At 51.2% G+C, this 19880-nt stretch carries 15 protein-coding genes and 1 tRNA gene; 2 read left to right on the forward strand and 14 right to left on the reverse strand.

The features are described 5' to 3' along the window. The 9 genes from ANT_RS05915 to ANT_RS05955 form a co-directional block, all read right to left on the reverse strand. On the reverse strand, positions 1 to 2931 hold the full coding sequence (locus tag ANT_RS05915) for a GAF domain-containing protein (protein WP_013559602.1): 2931 nt from the start codon (positions 2929 to 2931) through the stop codon (positions 1 to 3). A 27-nt stretch (positions 2932 to 2958) separates the two neighbouring features. Beyond that, entirely contained in the window at positions 2959 to 4623 is a 1665-nt protein-coding gene (locus ANT_RS05920; protein ID WP_013559603.1) for a GAF domain-containing protein, read from the reverse strand. Between the two features lie 2 nt (positions 4624 to 4625). Continuing rightward, complete coding sequence (locus ANT_RS05925; protein WP_013559604.1) at positions 4626 to 6293, reverse strand: GAF domain-containing protein; 1668 nt, start codon at positions 6291 to 6293, stop codon at positions 4626 to 4628. A 3-nt stretch (positions 6294 to 6296) separates the two neighbouring features. Then, entirely contained in the window at positions 6297 to 10649 is a 4353-nt protein-coding gene (locus ANT_RS05930) for a GAF domain-containing protein (RefSeq protein WP_013559605.1), read from the reverse strand. A gap of 10 nt (positions 10650 to 10659) precedes the next feature. Then, on the reverse strand, positions 10660 to 11058 hold the full coding sequence (locus tag ANT_RS05935) for a response regulator (RefSeq protein ID WP_013559606.1): 399 nt from the start codon (positions 11056 to 11058) through the stop codon (positions 10660 to 10662). A 59-nt stretch (positions 11059 to 11117) separates the two neighbouring features. Next, the gene (locus ANT_RS05940) at positions 11118 to 11489 is read right to left on the reverse strand and encodes a response regulator (protein WP_013559607.1); all 372 of its coding nucleotides are present in this window, start codon (positions 11487 to 11489) and stop codon (positions 11118 to 11120) included. Positions 11490 to 11656: 167 nt separating this feature from the next. Further along, positions 11657 to 12457 carry an HAD-IIA family hydrolase gene (locus ANT_RS05945; protein WP_013559608.1) on the reverse strand — a complete coding sequence of 267 codons (801 nt, stop codon included), beginning with the start codon at positions 12455 to 12457 and terminating at the stop codon, positions 11657 to 11659. A gap of 50 nt (positions 12458 to 12507) precedes the next feature. Next, positions 12508 to 12579: transfer RNA gene (locus ANT_RS05950), tRNA-Gly, on the reverse strand. A gap of 36 nt (positions 12580 to 12615) precedes the next feature. Next, a complete protein-coding gene (locus tag ANT_RS05955) occupies positions 12616 to 13104 on the reverse strand; it encodes a hypothetical protein (protein WP_013559609.1) in 489 nt (162 codons plus the stop codon). A 116-nt stretch (positions 13105 to 13220) separates the two neighbouring features. Between ANT_RS05955 and ANT_RS16185 the strand changes: the two genes are divergently transcribed. After that, positions 13221 to 14318 (forward strand): hypothetical protein, encoded by a 1098-nt coding sequence (locus ANT_RS16185; RefSeq protein ID WP_013559610.1) that lies wholly within the window; start codon positions 13221 to 13223, stop codon positions 14316 to 14318. Positions 14319 to 14325: 7 nt separating this feature from the next. Further along, positions 14326 to 14988 carry a hypothetical protein gene (locus ANT_RS05965; RefSeq protein ID WP_013559611.1) on the forward strand — a complete coding sequence of 221 codons (663 nt, stop codon included), beginning with the start codon at positions 14326 to 14328 and terminating at the stop codon, positions 14986 to 14988. Here the strand turns inward: ANT_RS05965 and ANT_RS05970 are convergent. From ANT_RS05970 to ANT_RS05990, 5 genes are read right to left on the reverse strand one after another with little or no spacing between them, the layout of a single operon-like run. Continuing rightward, positions 14974 to 15912 carry a DUF4349 domain-containing protein gene (locus ANT_RS05970; RefSeq protein ID WP_013559612.1) on the reverse strand — a complete coding sequence of 313 codons (939 nt, stop codon included), beginning with the start codon at positions 15910 to 15912 and terminating at the stop codon, positions 14974 to 14976. The two genes, ANT_RS05965 and ANT_RS05970, sit on opposite strands and share 15 nt — an antisense overlap. 49 nt (positions 15913 to 15961) lie before the next feature. Next, positions 15962 to 16690: a metallophosphoesterase family protein gene (locus ANT_RS05975; protein WP_013559613.1), complete on the reverse strand. Its 729-nt coding sequence runs from the start codon at positions 16688 to 16690 to the stop codon at positions 15962 to 15964. 6 nt (positions 16691 to 16696) lie between these two features. Beyond that, positions 16697 to 17887, reverse strand: a complete 1191-nt coding sequence (locus ANT_RS05980; protein ID WP_013559614.1) for a DUF3048 domain-containing protein — start codon at positions 17885 to 17887, stop codon at positions 16697 to 16699. Beyond that, complete coding sequence (coaBC, locus tag ANT_RS05985) at positions 17884 to 19095, reverse strand: bifunctional phosphopantothenoylcysteine decarboxylase/phosphopantothenate--cysteine ligase CoaBC (protein WP_013559615.1); 1212 nt, start codon at positions 19093 to 19095, stop codon at positions 17884 to 17886. The genes ANT_RS05980 and coaBC overlap by 4 nt, the downstream gene beginning before the upstream one ends. Continuing rightward, positions 19092 to 19859 carry a type III pantothenate kinase gene (locus ANT_RS05990; RefSeq protein ID WP_013559616.1) on the reverse strand — a complete coding sequence of 256 codons (768 nt, stop codon included), beginning with the start codon at positions 19857 to 19859 and terminating at the stop codon, positions 19092 to 19094. Before ANT_RS05990 ends, coaBC begins: the two co-directional genes overlap by 4 nt. Between the last annotated feature and the right edge of the window lie 21 nt (positions 19860 to 19880).

Genomic DNA, 19880 nt, shown 5'->3' on the forward strand with positions numbered 1-19880 from the left:
CTACTCGTTCCCGTTCTTGGAACCACTGCCGTTGCCATGCGAAGAAGTGTCTTCTCCATCTTCCGAAAGCAGGAAGATTTGCGCCTTTGAGGCACCCAATACCCGTTGAAGTTCTGCGGCGGCAATTTGCAACATTTCCTGCGGATCGTTTGTTGAGCGAATCTTGCCGGTAATTTCCAATACCCGGCGTTCACGCTCGGCGCGGTGTACGGTTTTCTCGAACAAGCGCGCAGTTTCCAGGGCTACACCTACTTGTTGGGCAACGTCCTGCACTGCCTGTAATTCATTATCCGACCACACTCGGGCCTCTCCTTGATCCTGAACACGGATGACGCCAATGGTTTCTCCCCGGATGCTGATGGGAACTGCCATGACTGCCCGTTGCGTTTGGTCATCCAGCGTTTCGGTGAAGATGTAAGGCTTGCCGGTTTCATAGACATATTCGATATCTTTCCAATCCAGCGATTCATGAATGGGTTCGACGCCTTTTACGGTGTATCGGAATCCGCGGTGGCGGTGAGTTTGTACTTCTTTTGCCCATTCCTGCTGGAGGTACTGACGGTGTAATTGTTGAGCCTCAGCCAGCGCTCGCAGGGTTTCGTTGTACAACTGGTTGTTGTAAATTGCAATAGCCACCTGATCCGCCAGAGTGGTGAACACGCTTAAATCTTCGGGGCTGAAGGCGTTGGGTACTTCGCTTTGCACGTCCAGCGCGCCGATGATTTCCTCTCCTACTTTCAGTGGAAGTGCCATTTCGGAGCGTGTGGTGGGCAAATCGGGGTTATTGAAGAACACTGCATCCTGACCCACGTCCAGAGCAATTCTGGGTTGTCCAGTAGAAGTCACGTACCCCACGATACCCGTCTCGCCTACCTTCAACATATGGGAACGTGCCAGCATGCGTTTGCCGCCTGGACTGTTTGCGGCACGCAGAACAGCGTATTCGCGGTTGGCGTCGAGCAGGAAAATACCTACATGATAGAAGCCAAAGCGATCGCTGATCAATTCGGTCACATTTTCCAGGAAACGGGTTAATTCCTGTGCCGAGACGATACCTCGGGCAACCTGAGCAATGGTATTCAACTGGTTGGTACGGTAAGTTAATGCCTGATTTCGGCGTTCCAGTTCAGCAGTGCGTTGTGCTACCCGCTCTTCCAGTTCGCTCACCAATTTTTCCAACTGTTCTGCCATCTGGTTAAACACGGTTGCCAGAGTACCAAATTCATCGGAAGTGCGTACTTCTGAACGGGCTTTCAAGTCTCCTGCGGCAATACGTCGGGCGATGTTTGCCAGGTCTTTCAATGGCGAAGCCAGAACATTGGATACGCCTACAGCCACAAAACCCAGCACGTATGCCAGCAGTGTTGCAATGACAGTTGCTACCCGCGTATGACTTTTTCGGATAGGTGTTTCATCAAATTCAGCCTGGAAAAACACAACCTTCCAGGGCATGGTTTTCATTGGTGCCACACCGGCAATTTCCGGTTTTTCCTGGGCTTCGTTGCCTTCATTCCCTTCCTCAATTTCAAGAATAGCTCCGTTGTTCAATTCGGAGGTCTGCAGGAAGCGGGCTAAGTCGGCATTGTACACCGGGCGAATCATGGGAAGGTCGGGAATACGTTTTTGAATGATGAGTTCTGCCCGCTGTTGGGGTGTTAATGCCGTCACGGTGGTAAAAATCATCTCTGGCTGATAAGTATCTGCCAGACGTATCAGGTTCTCATCGAACACAATGACGTGGGTATTCGGGCCGCCAAGCTCGGCATAGTTGGTCACAAAACGTTGCAGGACCAGTGTGTTGTACGTAGCTCTCAAGACTCCCACTACTTCATTTTGATTGTTGAAAACAGGCGCAGAAAAAGAGAAGTAACTTGTCCCATCCGGGTTGAAGGTGATCGGTGAGATATATGGCTTTCCGGTCGTGTAGGGAACCAGAAAGTACGCACGCCGTCCCTCGTACTTTCCGCGGTTTGCTTGCACAGTGTCGTAAACGTTATATCCGCCAGCGTTCAACAGCGCATAAGAGGAAAGATAGACGCGTTCACTGGACTCACGAAGTTCCAGTACACGGAAGATCATGCGAATTTCAGCGGTGTCCAGTTCTTCTCGCTTCCCGGCCTTTAAATTTTCAAAGTAGCGAGAAAAAACATCTGCTTTGGCTTCCTGTTGAATCACTTTGAGGTTGTTTTCGAAGAACCGGTCGAGACTGAGGGCAACTTCCTCTGCTGCATCAATCATGTTTTGCTGAATCTGCTCACGATTTGTAGCAATGGCGGTTTGGGAGAGCGCCGAGGTGGCTATGGTCAAAGGTACGATCAGCACAGCGAGGAAAGCGGTGACCAGTCGAATCTGCAGGGTGGTCGAAACGAATTGAGTAATCCCCAACAGGATGAAGATCATCACCACCATAGCCAGAATGGTGATGAGGATGACGATCATCGTTTCGCTCTGAACCTGGGGAAGAGGACTCAAAGCGCCTGCCAGTGCGGCGATGGAGGCGGTTGTCAATCCCAGAAAGAGCGAGAGGGTGCCGGAGCGGAACAATCCCAGTGTCGAGGTCAACGAGAGTGCGATAATCACGTAAGTGACGGCAACCAGTAGACCAGCGCCGTCAATTAACAGGGCAGTAGAAATCCCCAGAATGGAGAAAAAGCCATTTGCCCATCCCAGGTCTCGGTCAGAATATTCTCCACGGGCATTTTTCAGGGCGGAATTAAGGCTGAAGAGGAAAGTAATCAGTGAAATTCCAGCCAGTGCGTAAAATTGCCAGTAAGTTTGTTGAATACCATTGATCAAAAATGCCAGAAAGCCAATCCCTGAAATCGTGCCAATAGCCATATTAAGGGTCAGGGATACTTGGGACAGAGTTAGCGTTCTGCCCTCAGTTGAAAGAACATTTCGTGGAGAAGTTGGTGGGTTAATCACTGCCATTTTTCCTCCTGCTTGGGCAGGGCACCGTTATTTTCGTGTATCTAAGTGCACCACAACATCCGATGCACCCAGCGAACGTCCAATTTCCTGAGCGGTAATTTCCAGAATCTTCTCGATTTCGTTCGTTGCACGGACTCTGGTGGCGATTTCGCTCACAATTCGTTCGCGGTCTGCGCGCATTTGAATCTCTTCCAGAAGACGAACGTTGTCCAGAGAAATCGCCATACGATTGACGGCTTGTTCAACCAGATTGGCAACTTCAGGGGGCACTTTGCCGGTGGCAAATTTCAAATTCACTACCCCCAGTGTTTCATTGCGGATTTTAATGGGAACTGCAAGGGTGGTGCCTTTCAGAGGTTCCCCCCCTTCACCGCCATTCGAGGAAGGCAAATGGGCTCCTCCTGCTCGCATGCTGAAGGCATACCGTTGCCGGCGCTTATTGCGGAAGAACTGGAGCCATCCTGTTCGAACTGTCTGGCGGGTGTTCTCTTCCATTTCTTTGAGGGATGCCTGTAATTTTTCCATCAACCCAACCCGCTCAATCAAAATGGAGAGTTGATCGGCAACATCTTTCATAGTTTCCATTTTCTCTACAAAGGATGCGCCGATTTCGGTGCTTTGTAAATCCAGCACGCCGATTAAGCGCCCTTCTACCCGCAGGGGCAAAGCCGCTTCCGAACGGGTTTCGGGCAAAAGCGGATTGGGGTAGTGCTGTGGATCTTCATCTACGTTAGGACTGATATTGGGTTCACCAGTGGCGGCCGCATGCCCTACAATACCTACCTGCCCAACGCGCAGACGATGCTGGTTTTCCAGCATGGTTTTGCCCACTTCGCCGGTTGCCGCGCGCAGGACTGCATACTCGCCTTTTTCGTCCAGCAAGAAAATGCCTACGTGATACAATCCGAATTGTTCTTTGATGACCTCAGCGGCTTTGGGAAGCAGGCTTTCCAGAGTGGTTTCCGGATACACACTCCAGAGGACATTACGACTGGCTTCAGCCATGGCATTGCGCTTTCGGGTCTCGGCATTCAACGCGCGCAGGGCGTTTTCCAGATTCGTACGGTCGTGTTCCAGTGTGTTGATGGTGTTCTCTTTCTCCGACAACCGTTTTGCAAAGCCAACCGTTAATTCATAGATTGCCGAAAGTAAAACCCCCGCACTCATTACGAAGGCGATAAGATGAAAGATCCATGCAACCAGCTGGGTGGAGCCAGCAATCCTTTCCACTGGTGCCTGGATGGTGCCAGTGGTCATCATGATGCCCACGGCAAGTTCGCCAACGGCAGTCAGTACGGTGAGAATGATTCCAGGCACGGTTCCGAAGAACGTCATGGAAAGCAAAGCGAAAGTGAACAGGTAGAACATGCCGTTGCCGTTCAAGCCATTGGCAAGTAAGTCGCTGGCTCCCATGAAGGCAAACACCAGTAACACAGCCAGCGCACGCCAGTTGAAGGGGATGCGTCGGAACAGGGCTAAAATCCCCAGCCCAATGCCGGCAAACAGGCCTTGCGTAGCCAGTTCCAGATAATTCGGGAACAACACCCTGAGAATGCCTGAGCCTGCCAGGAAAAACAGGGTGAGAAAGTTCAGGGTGTGTTGTAGGACAATCTCCCGATGCTGTTGCAAAGGAGATAGATCTTGAAGAAAATAAGGAAGGGCGTTAGGGCGTAAGGTTCTCAAGAAATTCATGATTACTCCTCCTGCCCATTATTCCGATAAGCCCCTGAAGCTTCCAGGGCGGATTCGGGAGGCACCAGTTGCACCGAAACCTCAGCAATGGAAGGTAATTGTGCCAGTTGTTCCACAGCAGTTCGCAAAATACTCTCCACATCCACTGCACGCACGAATTGGGCAGTCATTTCGTTCAGTTTACGTTCCTGATAGACCCGTCGTTCAGACTCGCGCACCAGGCGTGCATTTTCCAGAGCCAGTGCGGTTTGGGTAGTGATGGCTTCCAACAGAGTGGCTTCTTCTTCTGAAAGTTCGTTTTTGTCCAGTTCTACTTCCAGGTACCCCAGGGTCTGATCACGCAGGGTAATCGGAATATTAACTTTCTGGGCGCCTTCTCCTGAGGTACCGCCAATGGCGTACTCAGATGAAGTAATTTCTTCTTCCTGCAACACGCGGCTCCAGGTTTCCTGAACCAGAGAGCGGTTGAGGGTGCGAATTTCTTCCAGACTGCGATTCATTTCTTCAAACAGACGGCTATTTTCAATGGCAATTGCCAGACTGTCGGCAATACCCTGTAAAACGATAATATCGTTCTGGTCGAAGGCATTGGGCTGATCGGACTGAATCGTCATAGCCCCGAGGACTTCCTCACGGCTCAAAATCGGCAACGCCAATTCCGAGCGGGTATTGGGTAAAAGTGGATTGTTGAAACGCACAGCCTCTCGCCCTGTATCCAGCGCAATTCTGGGTTGACGGTTGTTAATACACCATCCAATCATCGAGGTGCCACCGATTAGAAGGCGGTGCTTTTGCTCCATCATGATGCGCCCTGCTTCGCCTGTACCGGCTTGCAGTACCGCATAGCGATGAGAGGGTTCGATCATGAAAATCCCAACATAATACAGCCCAAAGCGTTGCTGGATTAAGTCCGCCACTTGTTGAAGAAGCGTATCTGGATTGGTGATGCGACTGATAGCGCGGGAGATTTCTGCTGCGGTGCGCAACTGGCTCACGCGGCGTTGTACATCTTCCGTGCGTTCGCGGATGGTCTTTTCCAGAACGCTTTGCTGGTTTTCAAGGTCTTGAGCCAGTCGTTCTTTTTCCCGCAAGTTTTGCTCTACATTGCCGACCAGAATGCGCATGGCGCCGCCTGCCCCTACGCCAAAGAGCAGGTAAAGCAGGAAGTTGAAACCCCAGTTCAGGTTGGTGTACCCAAAAGAATTGACGAAAATCAACCCGTTTTCCTGTGCAAAGTTGATCCCCGTCATGGTGATCAGATTCAGAGCAATGACACCGATGAAGCCACCTGTATCCATCAATACGGCGCTGAGGATGGTGGAGACTGCAAAGAAGAAGCGCAGTTCGGAAATTGCGCCGTACTGCATGAAAAAGATGATTCCGATAATATAGGGTAGCAGGATGACCAGAAGAGCACGGAAGGAAGGATTCCAACTGCGGTTGAAGGTAAAGATGACCAGCAGGAGATAATAGACCACAACCGCGATACCCAGGTTGTTCAGCCCTCTGGATGTAAAAGTCTGGTAAAGGTAAAGCACAAACAGGATACCAGACGTGCTGAGCATCAGCAAAATGCTCTGCAGAATGCGCTCCCGCAGGACAGTCATCCCACCCTTTTTCAGCAGGGCAGGGGGCGTATAGTCGGGGAATAGTTTATCGTAAGTATCCATACCTTACTCCACTGGCTGGCTACCGTTATGTCCGTCGCCCTTCTCACTGGGGCTACCAGAGCCTTCTGAGAGAGAAAGCCGAATTTGAGCGCGGCGGGCTCCCAGTACCCGTACAGTTTCCACAACGGAGGTTTTCAGAATTTCGCCAATATCCATTGAGCGGCGAATTCGGGAGGTGGCTTCAAAGAGTAATTTCTGCCGTTCAACCTGCTGGCTGACCTGTTGGACTAACCGCCATGACATAATGACACCGGAAAGGTTGTTTGCCAGGGAGGTCATCACTTCGAGGTCGTTTTCGTTGAAGGCGTAAGCAGTTCTGGCTTCAAAGGTGATGACACCCAACGCTTCTTCACCAAACAGCAAGGGGATAACCATCACCGAGTGTGTATCTTCTCCCAATTCGATACAACGTGGGTCTTCAGAGACGTCACCCACACGCAAACCACGCCGTTCGGCAAGACAGGCGCCTTGCAGGCCTTCATCTGCTCCCATCAGGAGAGCGGGTTTCTTCAGCCCATAGCCGTTCATCACAGCCAATTCCAGTTGTCCGGAAGAGTTCAGCAAGCGGATGTTGACCGCGTCGGCAATCTGCAGGTCGAGCAGTTGATTGACAATTTCAAGCAGGGCTTCGTTCAGCGTCTGGGCAGAGGTGCCAATCAGATTGAGACGGTTCAGCAAGCGGTGGCGCGAGATTAAGTCCTGGGCTTTCTCGTACAACTCTGCATTGTGAATTGCCGCCGCTAACTGGTCTGCAAGAATACCCAAAATCTCAATATCCTCATCGGTGAAGACATTGGGCTGAGTGCTTTGCACGTCCAATGCGCCAATGACCTCATCAGCGAACTTAAGCGGGATGGCCAGTTCTGCGCGAGTATCCGGTAAGAGTGGGTTGGGCAGGTGAGTAGGATCCTCAGTAACGTCTTCCACGATGATGGCTTCACCGCGGTAAGTTGCCTGACCAACGATGGAGCGAGAGCCTACCGCCAGGCGGTGCCCGCGCTCTTTCATGATGCGGCCGGCTTCGCCGGTGGACTCGCGCAAAACAGCATATTGCTTTTCGCTGTCCAGCAGGAAAATTGAGGCGTGATAGAAGCCAAAGCGCTCTCGCACCAGATTGACCACTTTGGCCAGCAGTTCATCAATGTTAAGAGTGCCGGTAATGTCACGGGCAATTTCTGCGGTCGTTTGCACCTGTTGAGCGCGTTTTTGCATTTCCTGTTGCGCGCGGAAGATATCCGATACATCGCGGCTGATGGTGATCAAGCCGACAACCTGACCGTTTTGATCGACAACCGGAAGGCGAGAAACGCGGTAATAGTCATTTGCGGTGCCACGAATGTCTTCAATAAAGGGACGTCCCATCTCCATGACCCGCATGTCGGTTTCAATGGTTTGTTCGGCATCCTCTTTGTTGACAAACACATCGTAATCTGTCTTCCCCATCATGTCTTCTGGGGACATCCCTTGCATATCCGCGTAGTACTGACTGACTCGTTGATAGCGCGCTTGCCGATCCTTGATGGCAATCGCATCCGGGGTATGGGTGAGCCAGGTTTGCAGAAGCAAACGCTCGTAGTCGTAAGCATGCAGGGCATTCTGCATCTCCTGCACCAGTTGGGCATTGCGGATAGCCGTAGCGACTTGTGGTGCCAGGGTCATGAACAGATTCAGGTCATACTCGCTGAAACGTTCTTCGTGTTCCTGATCCTGCAAAATCATGGCACCCAGCAATTTACCCCCAGCAATGAGCGGAACACCCAGCCATGAGCGCGCGGGTTTTCCCACAATTCGGGTGCTTAACTCAATTGCACGGCGCTCTGCTTCGTTGTTGATGAGCAAAGGCTTTTGATTTTGAATGATGTAGGAAGTTAATCCTTCGCCCAGAGGCATTGGCTCGATTTCAAGGATTTCGTCATTTTCTATGGCAAAGGGGAACTCTATTCTGCCTTGCTTTTCGTCGTATGTGGCAATAATGAATCCCAAATCGCTTCCAAAATTATCACTGATTTGCTCGTAGAGCGCCCGGTATAACTTTTGAAGGTTGGTTTCCGCAATCGTCACACGACTGAAGTTTGCCAGCACCTGCAGTTCGTTCAGCCGTGCGCGCAAGGTCTCCAGAACGTTGAGTTTGTCCAGTGTGGCATTGACCACTTCTACCAGGTTGATGAAGGGCTGCAAAATTGCCTGACTGATCTCTTCCTCAGGAGTAAACGCCAGGATGAATACATAGGCAACTTTGTTCCCTTTCAGCATGGGCAGAAGCATTGCTGATTTACATCCCCGGCGCAGGAAGAAGGAAAGCAGGTTCTCATATTCAGAGGGCTGGTGAATATCCTCGACAAAAATTGGAGCGCCGCGGGTGAGTGAGTCCAGTGCCCGCGTGGCGGGAATATCGATAGAGGAGAGTCCCCGTTCCAATCGCAGGGTGTGAGGATCGTACAGGGCTTGAATATGGAAGTATGCCCGCTCCAGCGAGAGGATGGCGGCATAATAGGGGAGTTGTGGCATGATCCCGATAATGCTCTGTACCACGTCGTCTTCGGTTTGAGCTTCGGAGATTTGCCGTGTAGCCTGGTTAATCAGGTTCGTCTCTTCCAGGTTGAATTGCGCCGCTTCCAGCGTGCGAACGTTGCGTAAGGCAGCAGCAATCTGGTTTGCCAGCGTTTGCATGACGAAGAGCGTATCTTCATCAAAGCCTTTTGGAGTGGATTGATGCAGTTCCAGAACCCCCAGTACCTCATTTGAGAATGCAATCGGCACAAAGGCTTGAGATTGGCTATCCGGAAGGAGCGGATCCGCCAGGAATTTGGCTTCTTCAGGACGGTCTACGGAGATTGCACGGTTATTCCGGGCAACTTCAGAGGGGGTAGTATCTGCGGCAATGGGGATATGAACGGCTTGCTGTTTGCGCTCTTCAGAAGCAAAACCGCTGGTTTCGCTCAGTACCAGCATGGTACCGGTCTGGTCTTTTAAGTAAATTGCCGTGTGATAAAGATTGAAACGCTCGTTTACCAGTTCAACTGTACGGTCCAGAATTTCTCCCAAACTGGTGGAGGAAATCACCAGCTGAGCCACCTCGGAAGCGGTGCGCAACTGGCGCGTGCGAGCTTCTACTGCCTGCTCCAGCGAGGTGTACAGGCTGGCTAATTGATCTGCCATCTGGTTCATGGATGAAGCCAGTAATCCGATTTCATCCGAACGTCGCACTCGGGAGCGTACATTAAAGTTCCCCGAAGCCAGTGATTTCGCGACCTCGCTCAAGTGAAGTAAGGGATTGACTATCCAGCGTGCACCCGTATAGGTCAAAACCCCAAGGATGATAAGAACAATAAACAGAGTGTTACGCGTAAACCTGTCCAACACCCCGACGTTCCCGTACAACACCCGGAGAGGAGTGACGATTGCGAAGTGTAAACTGGTGTTGGGAATTCTTCTTATACTGGCTATGCCGTTTTCATTTTCCCAGGTGATGGTTTCTTCAATCTTGGTAAATAACTGTTCCTGTGCATTCGTTTCTTTTTCAATAACGCTGAGAAGCGAGGTGTTTGTTGGTAGATTCCTTAATCCTGAAACGGTACTGGAACTTTCGTAGGTGACGCCATCCGGAAAAATCAACACTGCGCGGGAGTCGGGATAAAAACTCGCTGCCAGATTAAGTACCTGATTGAATAGAACGGTATTCGAAATCCCATAGAGGGTTAAGGGTTTATCCAGGCCGGCAATTTTGACAGGTTGAGAGACGATAAGAAACAATTCATTCTGTAGGGAAGAGGGTTGGAAAGGATTAATCACCGCGCTTACGGCTTGTTTCCCAAATTGCCCGAGAATTACAGGATGGTTGATCGGCGCATTTCCAAACACTCTATTGATATAGGCTTGATCACTGGCGGCGACAACGGTTCCGTCCTCCTCCATCAGGAATACCACTGTAAAAGCCGGCTCAATTCCACCCCCGCTCGCTAACTGGCTGAATTGTGTACGCAGATTCACAATAGCCGCTGTGCGCTCAGGCAGAGGCATTTCCTCTTTGAGCGCTGCCAGAGTATTTACGGTGAAAGTGTCCTTAACCGAGTGGGTATACAGGGCACTTTGCTTACTGAATACAAAATTTCCCAATTGATTGGTGGTGTAGTCCGTCAGACTGGCGATTTGATTGGTTACCAGAGAGAAGATTTGAGAGCGGGTGCGCCAGTAAGAGATACCCCCAACCAGCAGGACGGGGACCAACGAGACCAGCAAAACAGCCAGAACAAGGGTACGGCGGAGCGAATTCTGGCGGAATAAGGCAATGATGGCTTGAAGCCCCTGACGCACTGCGTTTTTCACCCCACTCCATACCTGCTTCAACCGCTCCATACTTCACTCCTTAGTAATTCATTTCCCACACCGATTCGCCGTTGAGAATGCGCTGAATTTGATCGGGGAATTTGTCGGGGTCGAGAGGTTTGCCCAGGAAGCCGTCAAAACCGGCTTTCCGAGCCTTTTCCATTTGTTCCAGGCTGGCTTCTGCGGTTACGGCAATAACCGGAATGTTTTTCAGGCGCTCGGACTGACGAATTTTCTTCAGCGCACCGTAGCCATCTTCGTAGGGTAGGCGGATGTCCATGAGAATGAGATCTAACTTGGGCAGAGTATCGGCGTACTCCACTACCTCATAGCCACTGGTTTTCCATTCACAATGAATGCCCAGGAAACCCAGCATGCGTGCAATTAACACAAAGTTGGACACGTTATCTTCAACGACGAGGACAGTTTTATCGGTCATAGGAGTTTACGTTCCTTCAACAAAGAGCCACATCCAGAAGGTTGCAGGATAAGTACCAATCAGGCGAGGAACCGTTCAATTTGTTCAATGAAACGGTCCACATCAATGGGTTTTTCAATATACCCATCACAGCCGGCGTCCAGGGTACGCTCGCGATCGCCTTTCATCACATTGGCGGTCAGGGCGATAACCGGGATGTTGAATAACTCGGGATCGGATTTGATGCGATTGGTCAAGGTATAGCCGTCCACATCCGGCATGTTAATATCCATGAGGATGAGCACCGGTTTGGTAGTTTTCAGAATTTCCATCGCCCGGGTGGCATTTTCGGCTTCAATGACCTCATAACCGAACGCTGTCAATAATCTTCTGACCAGCATGCGGTTGTCTGGATTATCTTCCACGTAAAGAATGTGTTTTTCTCCTGCCATGGTGATTGTTTCACTCCCGATTTCCAACAAAATCCGCTTTCCCGAAAAGGCGGGAAAGTCCAATCCGCTACACGTATATTGTACTTAGAAATTGGGTGTTCTTACCTTATCATTGCCCTTCAATTACTTTGCAGTTTTGCAAAGCCTGTAATCAATACGTTCTGTGTTCAAAGAATTTTTTGAAGAGTTTCAAGCAAATCTACCAGGTTTGAGAAGATGAAGTCCGGTTTGTATGGAGAACTGGTGAGATCTTCGAGGCGGGTCTCACCACTCAATACCAGCACAGTGTTGACTCCGGCGTTTTTCATGGCAATATCGGTATAAAGGCGATCGCCTACCATACACATCTGTCCGGGCGAGAGATTGAACCTTTCGCATAAGGCTTCAACCATGGGCGGGAAGGGTTTCCCTATGATGATATCCGGAGAACGGTTTGTGGAGGCTTGAACAAAGGCGATCACTGCGCCGATATCGGGCATGAAACCGTCTTCGGTAGGACAATTGATATCCGGATGCGTGGCAATGTAGGGCAATCCTCGTGAAACCCAGGTACATAATTTCCACAACTTGTTGTAAGTCAGGGTTGTGTCAAAACCTGCGACAATCACATCCGGGGCTTCATCTGTCAGGGGAAAGCCAGCCTGCTCAAACTGTTCTTCCAGATCAGGGGTGCCTAGAAGATACAACCGTGCACCGGGAAAGTTCTTGGAAAGGTAATGTAAAGTAGCGTCGGCCGATGTGAAGATGTGTTTGGGTTGAACCGGTATACCAAACTTGTGAAGGCGCTCAAGGTACTTTCGCGGATTGCGGGAGGAATTGTTTGTCAGGAAGATGTAGTCGATTCCCCGGGCTTCAAAGAATTCAATCAAATCTCGCGCTCCCGGCAAAAGCCGATCTCCGAGGTAGAACGTGCCGTCGAGATCGAGAAGAAAACAACGGATGGAACGAAACAGGTCTGGAGAAGCCATGGCGAATCTCTTGAAGAAAAAGAAACTGCCCGTTTTGCGGGCAGTTCTAAAGCGGGTGATGGGATTCGAACCCACGAATGGTAACTTGGGAAGCTACTGCCTTACCACTTGGCGACACCCGCATTCTGTTTGTAATTATATTGTCCTGCTGGTGGCTGTCAAGGGTGAGGCTCTCCTTTTGCTCCAGGAAAGTACGGCAGGAGGCTTAATATCCAGAAACTTTCAATCGACATCCAGCAAATACAACCAGCAGAACGAGGCAATTCACGGCAGGTGGATGAGAATGGCGTCTTAACCGCCTGTGACCTGGTTGCTGACTTTTTCTCTCCTTCCCATTGCTTTTGCAGGTCTTGAAAAGCCGGAAGATATCTTAATGGAGGGACAGAATGGAATGCCTTCAGGTATCCCAGTCGCTGAAGGGGTAAGCATCCTTCGAGAAATGCCTGAAGGGTGTACACACCATGAACGCGGACCCTCTCATCGGGATGCTGTAAGATGAGCAGAAACGCTTCCAGGTTGCCCTCTTTCAATTGGTTGAGGATTTCACGGATTGAGGGAAACTCACTGTGTTGAGCCAAATCAAAGGTGTATTCCGAGAGAGCCAGATACAACTCTAGCCATTGCAGGTGCCAGTGAAAATCCATCATACCTGGTTATCATTATAGCAACCGTCACCCAATCTTTTTTCAAAAAACGCACCTTTTTATGTTATGATGATGAGAAACTACCCGTTTTCCGTTTCAGTAGTGAGGAGAAATACATCATGCGTGGTTGGATTCGGCGGTTAATCCTCCTTTCTTTATTCATTCCATGGATGGTGCAAAAGATTCCTGCCTCCTTTGCTCAGCAAAGCACGCCTGAGCCGCGCTTGTTCTTGCCGGTGATTATGCACCAGAAAAATCAATACGGTCCGGAGATTTACACTACCAGTTATTACATCAAATCTCTGGATCCGACCTTGATGTACAACCGCGGGTGTGAACTGGGAAAGCGCGATCTGGCTCTGCCCGGTACGCAGGAAAACCTGGTGATTCTGGACTTTGGCGGTCCGCGCTACTTTGAGAATGCTTCTGGGCAAAAGGTGTATGGGACAAAACTGTTCTACCCGGGAGGACGTGTCAGCACAGATGAGATTGCCGAAGCGGTGAAGTGGTATGCTATGGGATATTATGTATGTACGGGAGAGGATACAACTTCCTTCGTTTTGGTCGGAATTGGGACGAATAACTACGAATACGACGATTGTGGAGATTATTGCGCGGTAAATTATGCTCATGGTCAAGCCTGGGCGCAGATGGTGAATGCTGTCAACCGGTGGCTGACCGAGAATAATATGTTTGCGCAGGTTCGTGCAGTGGGCGCAAACGACATTGAACTTTCCTGGAATGATTACGCGCGCACCCGCGATTGGCTGGATGGTTATGACTCGGTGAATGAAGCCATCATGGTCAATTTTGGCGCAATTCCGGGCTGTCCATATTTTGCGGCTCCGGGGTCAACCTGTGGTTCCTATCGTTGCTACGATATTGACAAATCCTGTGTCTGGTCCAAAGAACAGGTCTGGTATGTCATTTGGGGCTCAAAACCGGTTTACCCTGTGCCGGAGATTTATTCCAATAACGGTGTCAATGCCCAGCAGTGGTATTTGATGAGCGTTTACGGGTACACCGCACATGGCTACCCGGTGGAGTTTTTGGGCGTCATGACCCAGTATCAAGCCTGTAAGGACAAACCCAGCGACCCGACCTGTGAGTATCTGGATAACACGCCTCTGGAAGGTTGGACGCAGTTGCAAACTCTGCTCAATGGGGATAGCCGTGTCAAACATGAAATCAAATATTCCACCGATATTCGCTGGTGAGGTAAACATGCGTAAAACCTTATTGACAGTGGGTATTATTCTTTTACTCGCATTTGCTGGAGTGGTCGTTGTAACGCGCTGGTTATTACCTGGAGTTTCTCAAAAAGTTGCAGAGCCTTTGGCAACTAATCCACCCGCGCCGCCGTTGAGAGAAGCAGGTAACCTCCAGCAAATGAAAGAGAGTCTCTTTGATCCTGCGCTGGATGTGACCATGCGGGAAAACCTCACCGAAAAAATTGAGTTGGCGCAAAAAGTCCAGCAGGCAGTGCAGGAAAGCGCCGCCTCTCCAGCGCCAAAGGATCCCCCAGCCTTACCCCAATACTCCATGAGTACCGTTATGGGCGAGTGGCAGTCAGCCAGCGGCATTTATGAAGGAAGCGATGGTCTGGTGCGCCCGGAAGATGCCACCATCGCCAATTACTGGCAGGGCGTTGTGGCGGGTAAGGGAATGGCGGTGCTAGCTGGTGCGGATGCCGCCGATCCATCTCAGAGTTTGCTCATTATCCTGACAACCGAGTTACCGGATGGAGCAAGCACGTATCAGCGCATTCTGCTGAAAGAAAAAGCGGGGAAAATCCGCATTCTTCAAGCCGATTTTCCCCGTTTGGTGCTTCAATCTGCTGAGGGTCAGCAGTGGATATTCAATGTAGAGACCCTATCCTTTGAGTGATTCATCCGACTGTGAGGATTTAGATTTGCGCGTCGAAAGGCGGCGTAAACCGTGGATAATCAGCCAGATGGGTAGGATGATGACCACTGCCACCGGTATAAAGTACAGAACTATCCAGATGGCGGCATTGGCAAGGAATTTATAGGTCTTCAGGGTGGCTTGCAGAGCATCCCGCGCGACACCAATGGGTTGCCATTTGCCAATGGTAAGCGGTTTGACCGTTGCGCTGGCTTTCAGAGTTACCGAAATCATTGAGAGCGCCGCAGACTCTTCATAATACTTAATTTGTCCTTTCAGCACCTCAATTTGCTCCCGCACCGAGACCAGTTGATTGTACACTGCCAGGACATCTTCCGTTTTGGTGGCTTCCTCCATGATGCGCTGGAGTTGTTTTTCGGTATTTTCCAGATTGGTCAGGCGCGATTTCAAATCGGTGTACTCTTTGGTTACATCCTGTCCGGAGACGTTTTCGCTTAAGATATCGGTATTTTTGTCCTTCACCAGACTCTTAATCTGGGCAAGGGCATCATTCAGCCGTTCCGCCGGAACACGGATGGTAATGCTGGCTTCGGGGGTCTCAACGCCTTCCTCGGTTTGGGTTTTATAGAGATTTGATTGCACCACAAACCCGCCCATTTTCTCTGCCAGTTGGGAGATTTCGTCCAGAGCCGAAACCGGATCATCAACCACGATTCTCAAATCGGCGTTGCGTATCACCAGGCGGTCTGCCGCGGACTCAGAAGGCACAACCAGGCTGGCGCTTTCCACCCCTTCGTATGCTGGGGCTGAGACACCTTTGGACATGTCAGCGCCAGTGATGGCATTCCGCTGAGTTTCTCCAGGTACAGGCGCAAACGATCGGGCTGGAGAGCAGGCACTGAGAAGAAAAACCATTCCGAGCAAGGCAATCCAGATACGTTTCATCTTGTCCTCCTATGTTCAATTAACGGATTTCCCCCTGAAATGTTCCCGCTTACCATCCATCGCTCAGGCGAGCGGCATGGCGACGGGGTAAATCGGCACTCAAAATACGTTCCTGTACTGCTTCAATATCGTACAGGACTCTGCGAGCATGCCACAGCGCCTCTTCGGTGTCCAGAATAGCGTATGCCGCCCGGGGATCGTGGTCGCGGGGTTGACCAACGGAGCCAGGATTGAGAATTGCTCTGGGGTGCAGGTGCACCTGTCGCCGTACCATGGGTTGAGTCCATCGGGCAGGGTATTCTGGAGAAACAAATGAAAACTGTAGCGGAATATGTGTATGACCAATCAGGCAGTAATCTGTCTCAAAGTAGGCAAAATTTTGTGCTGCGCTGATGGGATCCAGTAAGTACTCCCAAACGGGGTTTCGTGGGCTTCCGTGAACCAGGGTAAAATTTTCCCTTGTTTGTCTTTCGGGGATTTCTGCCAGCCATTCCAGGTTTTCCCGGCTCAGCGTGGAGCGCGTCCAGTAAATCGCGTGGCGGGCATCCCGATGAAAGGCATCCAGCGGAATCCATCCCAGTACTGCGGCGTCGTGATTGCCCAGTACACAGGTGAGATTGGCAAGGTTGCGAATACGCTGGATACATTCGTTTGGGTCCGGACCATATCCGACAATATCCCCAAGGCACCATACTTCATCCACTGTCCCAGCATCTTTCAAAACAGCGTCCAGGGCGGTCAAATTCGCATGAATATCAGAAAGCACCAGAACGCGCATACAGCCTCACGGGATATCAAAACGCAGTTCCCATTGTCCGGGGGCAAGATTACGAAAGATAGAGGTTTCTCCCACCAGGACAATCCACGAATTACCCGGTTTCAGGTGCATGGGTAAACCGTACGAGTTAAAGAATTGAATGGGACGTCCATTGCTGGCGGTCACCCAGGTGCCTTCAATGCGCACTCCATCGCGGAAAAAGATTGCCCGTTTTCCACTGTTCTGGTCAAACAGAGCAATATCATGCAGGGTGGGAGCGTATTCCGTGTAAGTAGCAAATAGCAGGATGACGTTTGCAAAGGCAATCTGCTTGTTGTTTTCCCGATCAACAAGCCGAATCATGGGAATGGTTTCCTCGCTGGAACCGGCTTCTATCCAGCGCTCATACAGTCCGGTTTCGGGGTTGTAACGCCATTCTCCGCGCGCCTGACGACTGAATTGCACGGCGAGAAAATCGGCTTTCTCGTTGACAGGGTGAATTTGATCGCTGAAAATCATGCCCCGCAAATCCCGCCGCTCATTGCTTCCCCGTCCGGAATTCGTGTAGTATTCAGACAATTCCCGGGTGTTCACAAACAAGGTGGTTTCCGGGATTTCTGCCTCGATGCGGTACTTGGGTGGGGAAGGAATATCGCGTTCAGCCAGAGCACGTGGACCCAATTCCTGTACCAGCACTTCATCTGTACGGTCGTCGGCATTGCCGTAAAACAGAATCCCCTGGTACATTTCTGCCAATTGAGCATCCACCAGTCGCCCTGAACGTACTGGCCCTGCCAAAGCAGCATCATCCCCCAAAAAGACTGCCAGAAAGCGGTTAAATCCTAACCCAATGTAGTACTCGAACACCAGGTCGGCGTGTGACAATCCCATATGAGGGCGTCCGGCGCGCGGGTAGTTGGAAATTTTCACCATCACCGGACGTCGTTCCAAACGGCTCACATCGCTCACGGGCAATCCGGTGAGCGGATTGATATTGTCAGGGTGCTCAGGCAGTTCACTCAGTGGCATGGGCGTTGGTGTGGGGATGGGACGTTGTTCCAGTCGGGGGGTGGGTAACGTTTCGGGAATGTCTTGAGCCAGGGCTTTTTCCGGCTCGGCGGCGGACCATACCACTGGCTGGGGCGGGGTCGTCTCGCAAGCGCTGATTCCGAGGATGACCAGGAAGAAAATTCCCCACAAGAGCCCAAATTTCTTCACAACCAAGAGAGCGCCTCCTCCAGAATGCGTTCTGCTACTGCGTATTTGGATTGGAGAGGAAGGTCAATTTTTCTGCCATCAGCAAACAGGAAAGATACCCGATTGGTTTCGACCTCAAATCCTGCATCGGTTGCGCTCACGTTATTGGCAACGATCATATCCAGCCCCTTGGTTTCCAGTTTCTTTTGGGCGTTGTTCAGCAGGTCTTCGGTTTCGGCGGCAAATCCAATGACATGGCGTGGAAAGCCGCTTTGCTGGCGTTTTTCCTTCACCGTTGCCAGAATGTCTCTGGTGGGCATCAATGTCAGGGCCAGTTCCTTGCCGGTTTTTTTGATTTTTTGCTCGGCGCTTTGTGCCGGGCGAAAATCGGCAACGGCTGCAGACATGACCAGCAAATCGGCACTTCGGGAGTAGGTGAGGACTGCATGAAGCATTTCTTCGGCGGTACGTACGTGAATGACCGTAGCCCCGCAGGGGGCGTTCAGCGCCGTGGGGGTGGTAATGAGGGTGACATCGGCTCCCATATCCAGTGCGGCTTGGGCTACAGCATACCCCTGTTTTCCGGAAGAGCGGTTGGTGATGAATCGCACCGGATCAATAGGCTCTTGCGTGCCTCCGGCGGTGACCACTACATGTTTTCCTGCCAGTGGCCCTTTGCGGGAGAGCAGGTAACGCACTTCTCCCAGGATCTCCAGAGGTTCCACCATGCGTCCTTTGCCGACCAAACCCGAAGCCAGATGTCCTTCTGCGGGCCCAACAATAACCGCTCCTCTTTCGCGGAGAATTTCCAGGTTTTTTTGGGTTGCCGGGTTGGAGAACATGCCGGCGTCCATGGCTGGGGCAATCAGCAGGGGGCAGGTGGAGGCAAGCACAGTGACCGTCAAAAGATTGTCGGCAATGCCGTAGGCAAGTTTGGCAATAGTGTTTGCCGAAGCGGGGGCAACAATAACCAGGTCGGCGGCGTGCCCGATGGCTACATGGGTGACATGCCCTTCTCCACCCCACAGGTCGGCATCGGTATAGGCTTTTCGGGCAGTTACCGATTGGAACGTTAATGGGGTGATGAATTTGAGCGCCGCGTCAGTGAGGATGACATCCACCTGCGCGCCAGATTGGTGCAGTTTCGAGGCTAAATCGGCGGCTTTGTATGCCGCAATCGATCCGGTAACTCCCAGGGTAATTGATTTTCCAGCAATTGGATTGCTCATTCCTGATTCATCTCCCACAACATGCGCAACCCTTCCAGTGTCAACCAGGGGTTGACAATCTGGATGACATCGGTTTCCCGGGTAATAATTTCAGCCAGCCCGCCGGTGGCAATCGTTTTCATGGTTTCGCCCAGTTCCTTGCGGAAGCGGGCAATCATCCCTTCGACCAGAGCAACATAGCCAAACAATAACCCGGATTGCATGGCATGAACGGTATTCTTGCCAATCACCGAAGGTGGGCGTTCAAGGTTAATACGGGGCAACTGGGCAGTGCGGCGGGTGAGTGCATCTGCGGCAATGCCAATCCCGGGGGCAATGGCGCCGCCCAGGTAGTCTCCCTCGGCGCTGATGGCATCGAATGTAGTGGCGGTGCCAAAATCTACAATACAGGCGGGACCACCGTAGAGGGCTTTGACGGCTACTGCATCCACGATGCGATCAGCCCCTACTGCCATTGGGTTGTCGTAGCAAATTTGAATACCTGTCTTGATAGTGGAGTCAACCACCAGGGGTTGTTTCCCCAGATAGGCTTTACAGGCTTCAACGATTCTCCCTGTCAATGGAGGAACGACCGAAGCCAGGCAAACTCCCTCTAACTGGGCAACGGAGCACCCGCCATGTTGCAGCAACCCGAGAATTTGAATGCCGAATTCATCGGGCATGCGTTCATGGTCGGTGGCAAGACGCCAATGGGCTCCGAGGCGATCTCCCTCGAAAAGCCCCAGGGTAAGGTTGGTATTACCGATGTCAATGGTCAGCAGCATAGAATCCTGCCATTCTGTTGT

The organism is Anaerolinea thermophila UNI-1 (assembly GCF_000199675.1).
GTDB lineage: Bacteria > Chloroflexota > Anaerolineae > Anaerolineales > Anaerolineaceae > Anaerolinea > Anaerolinea thermophila.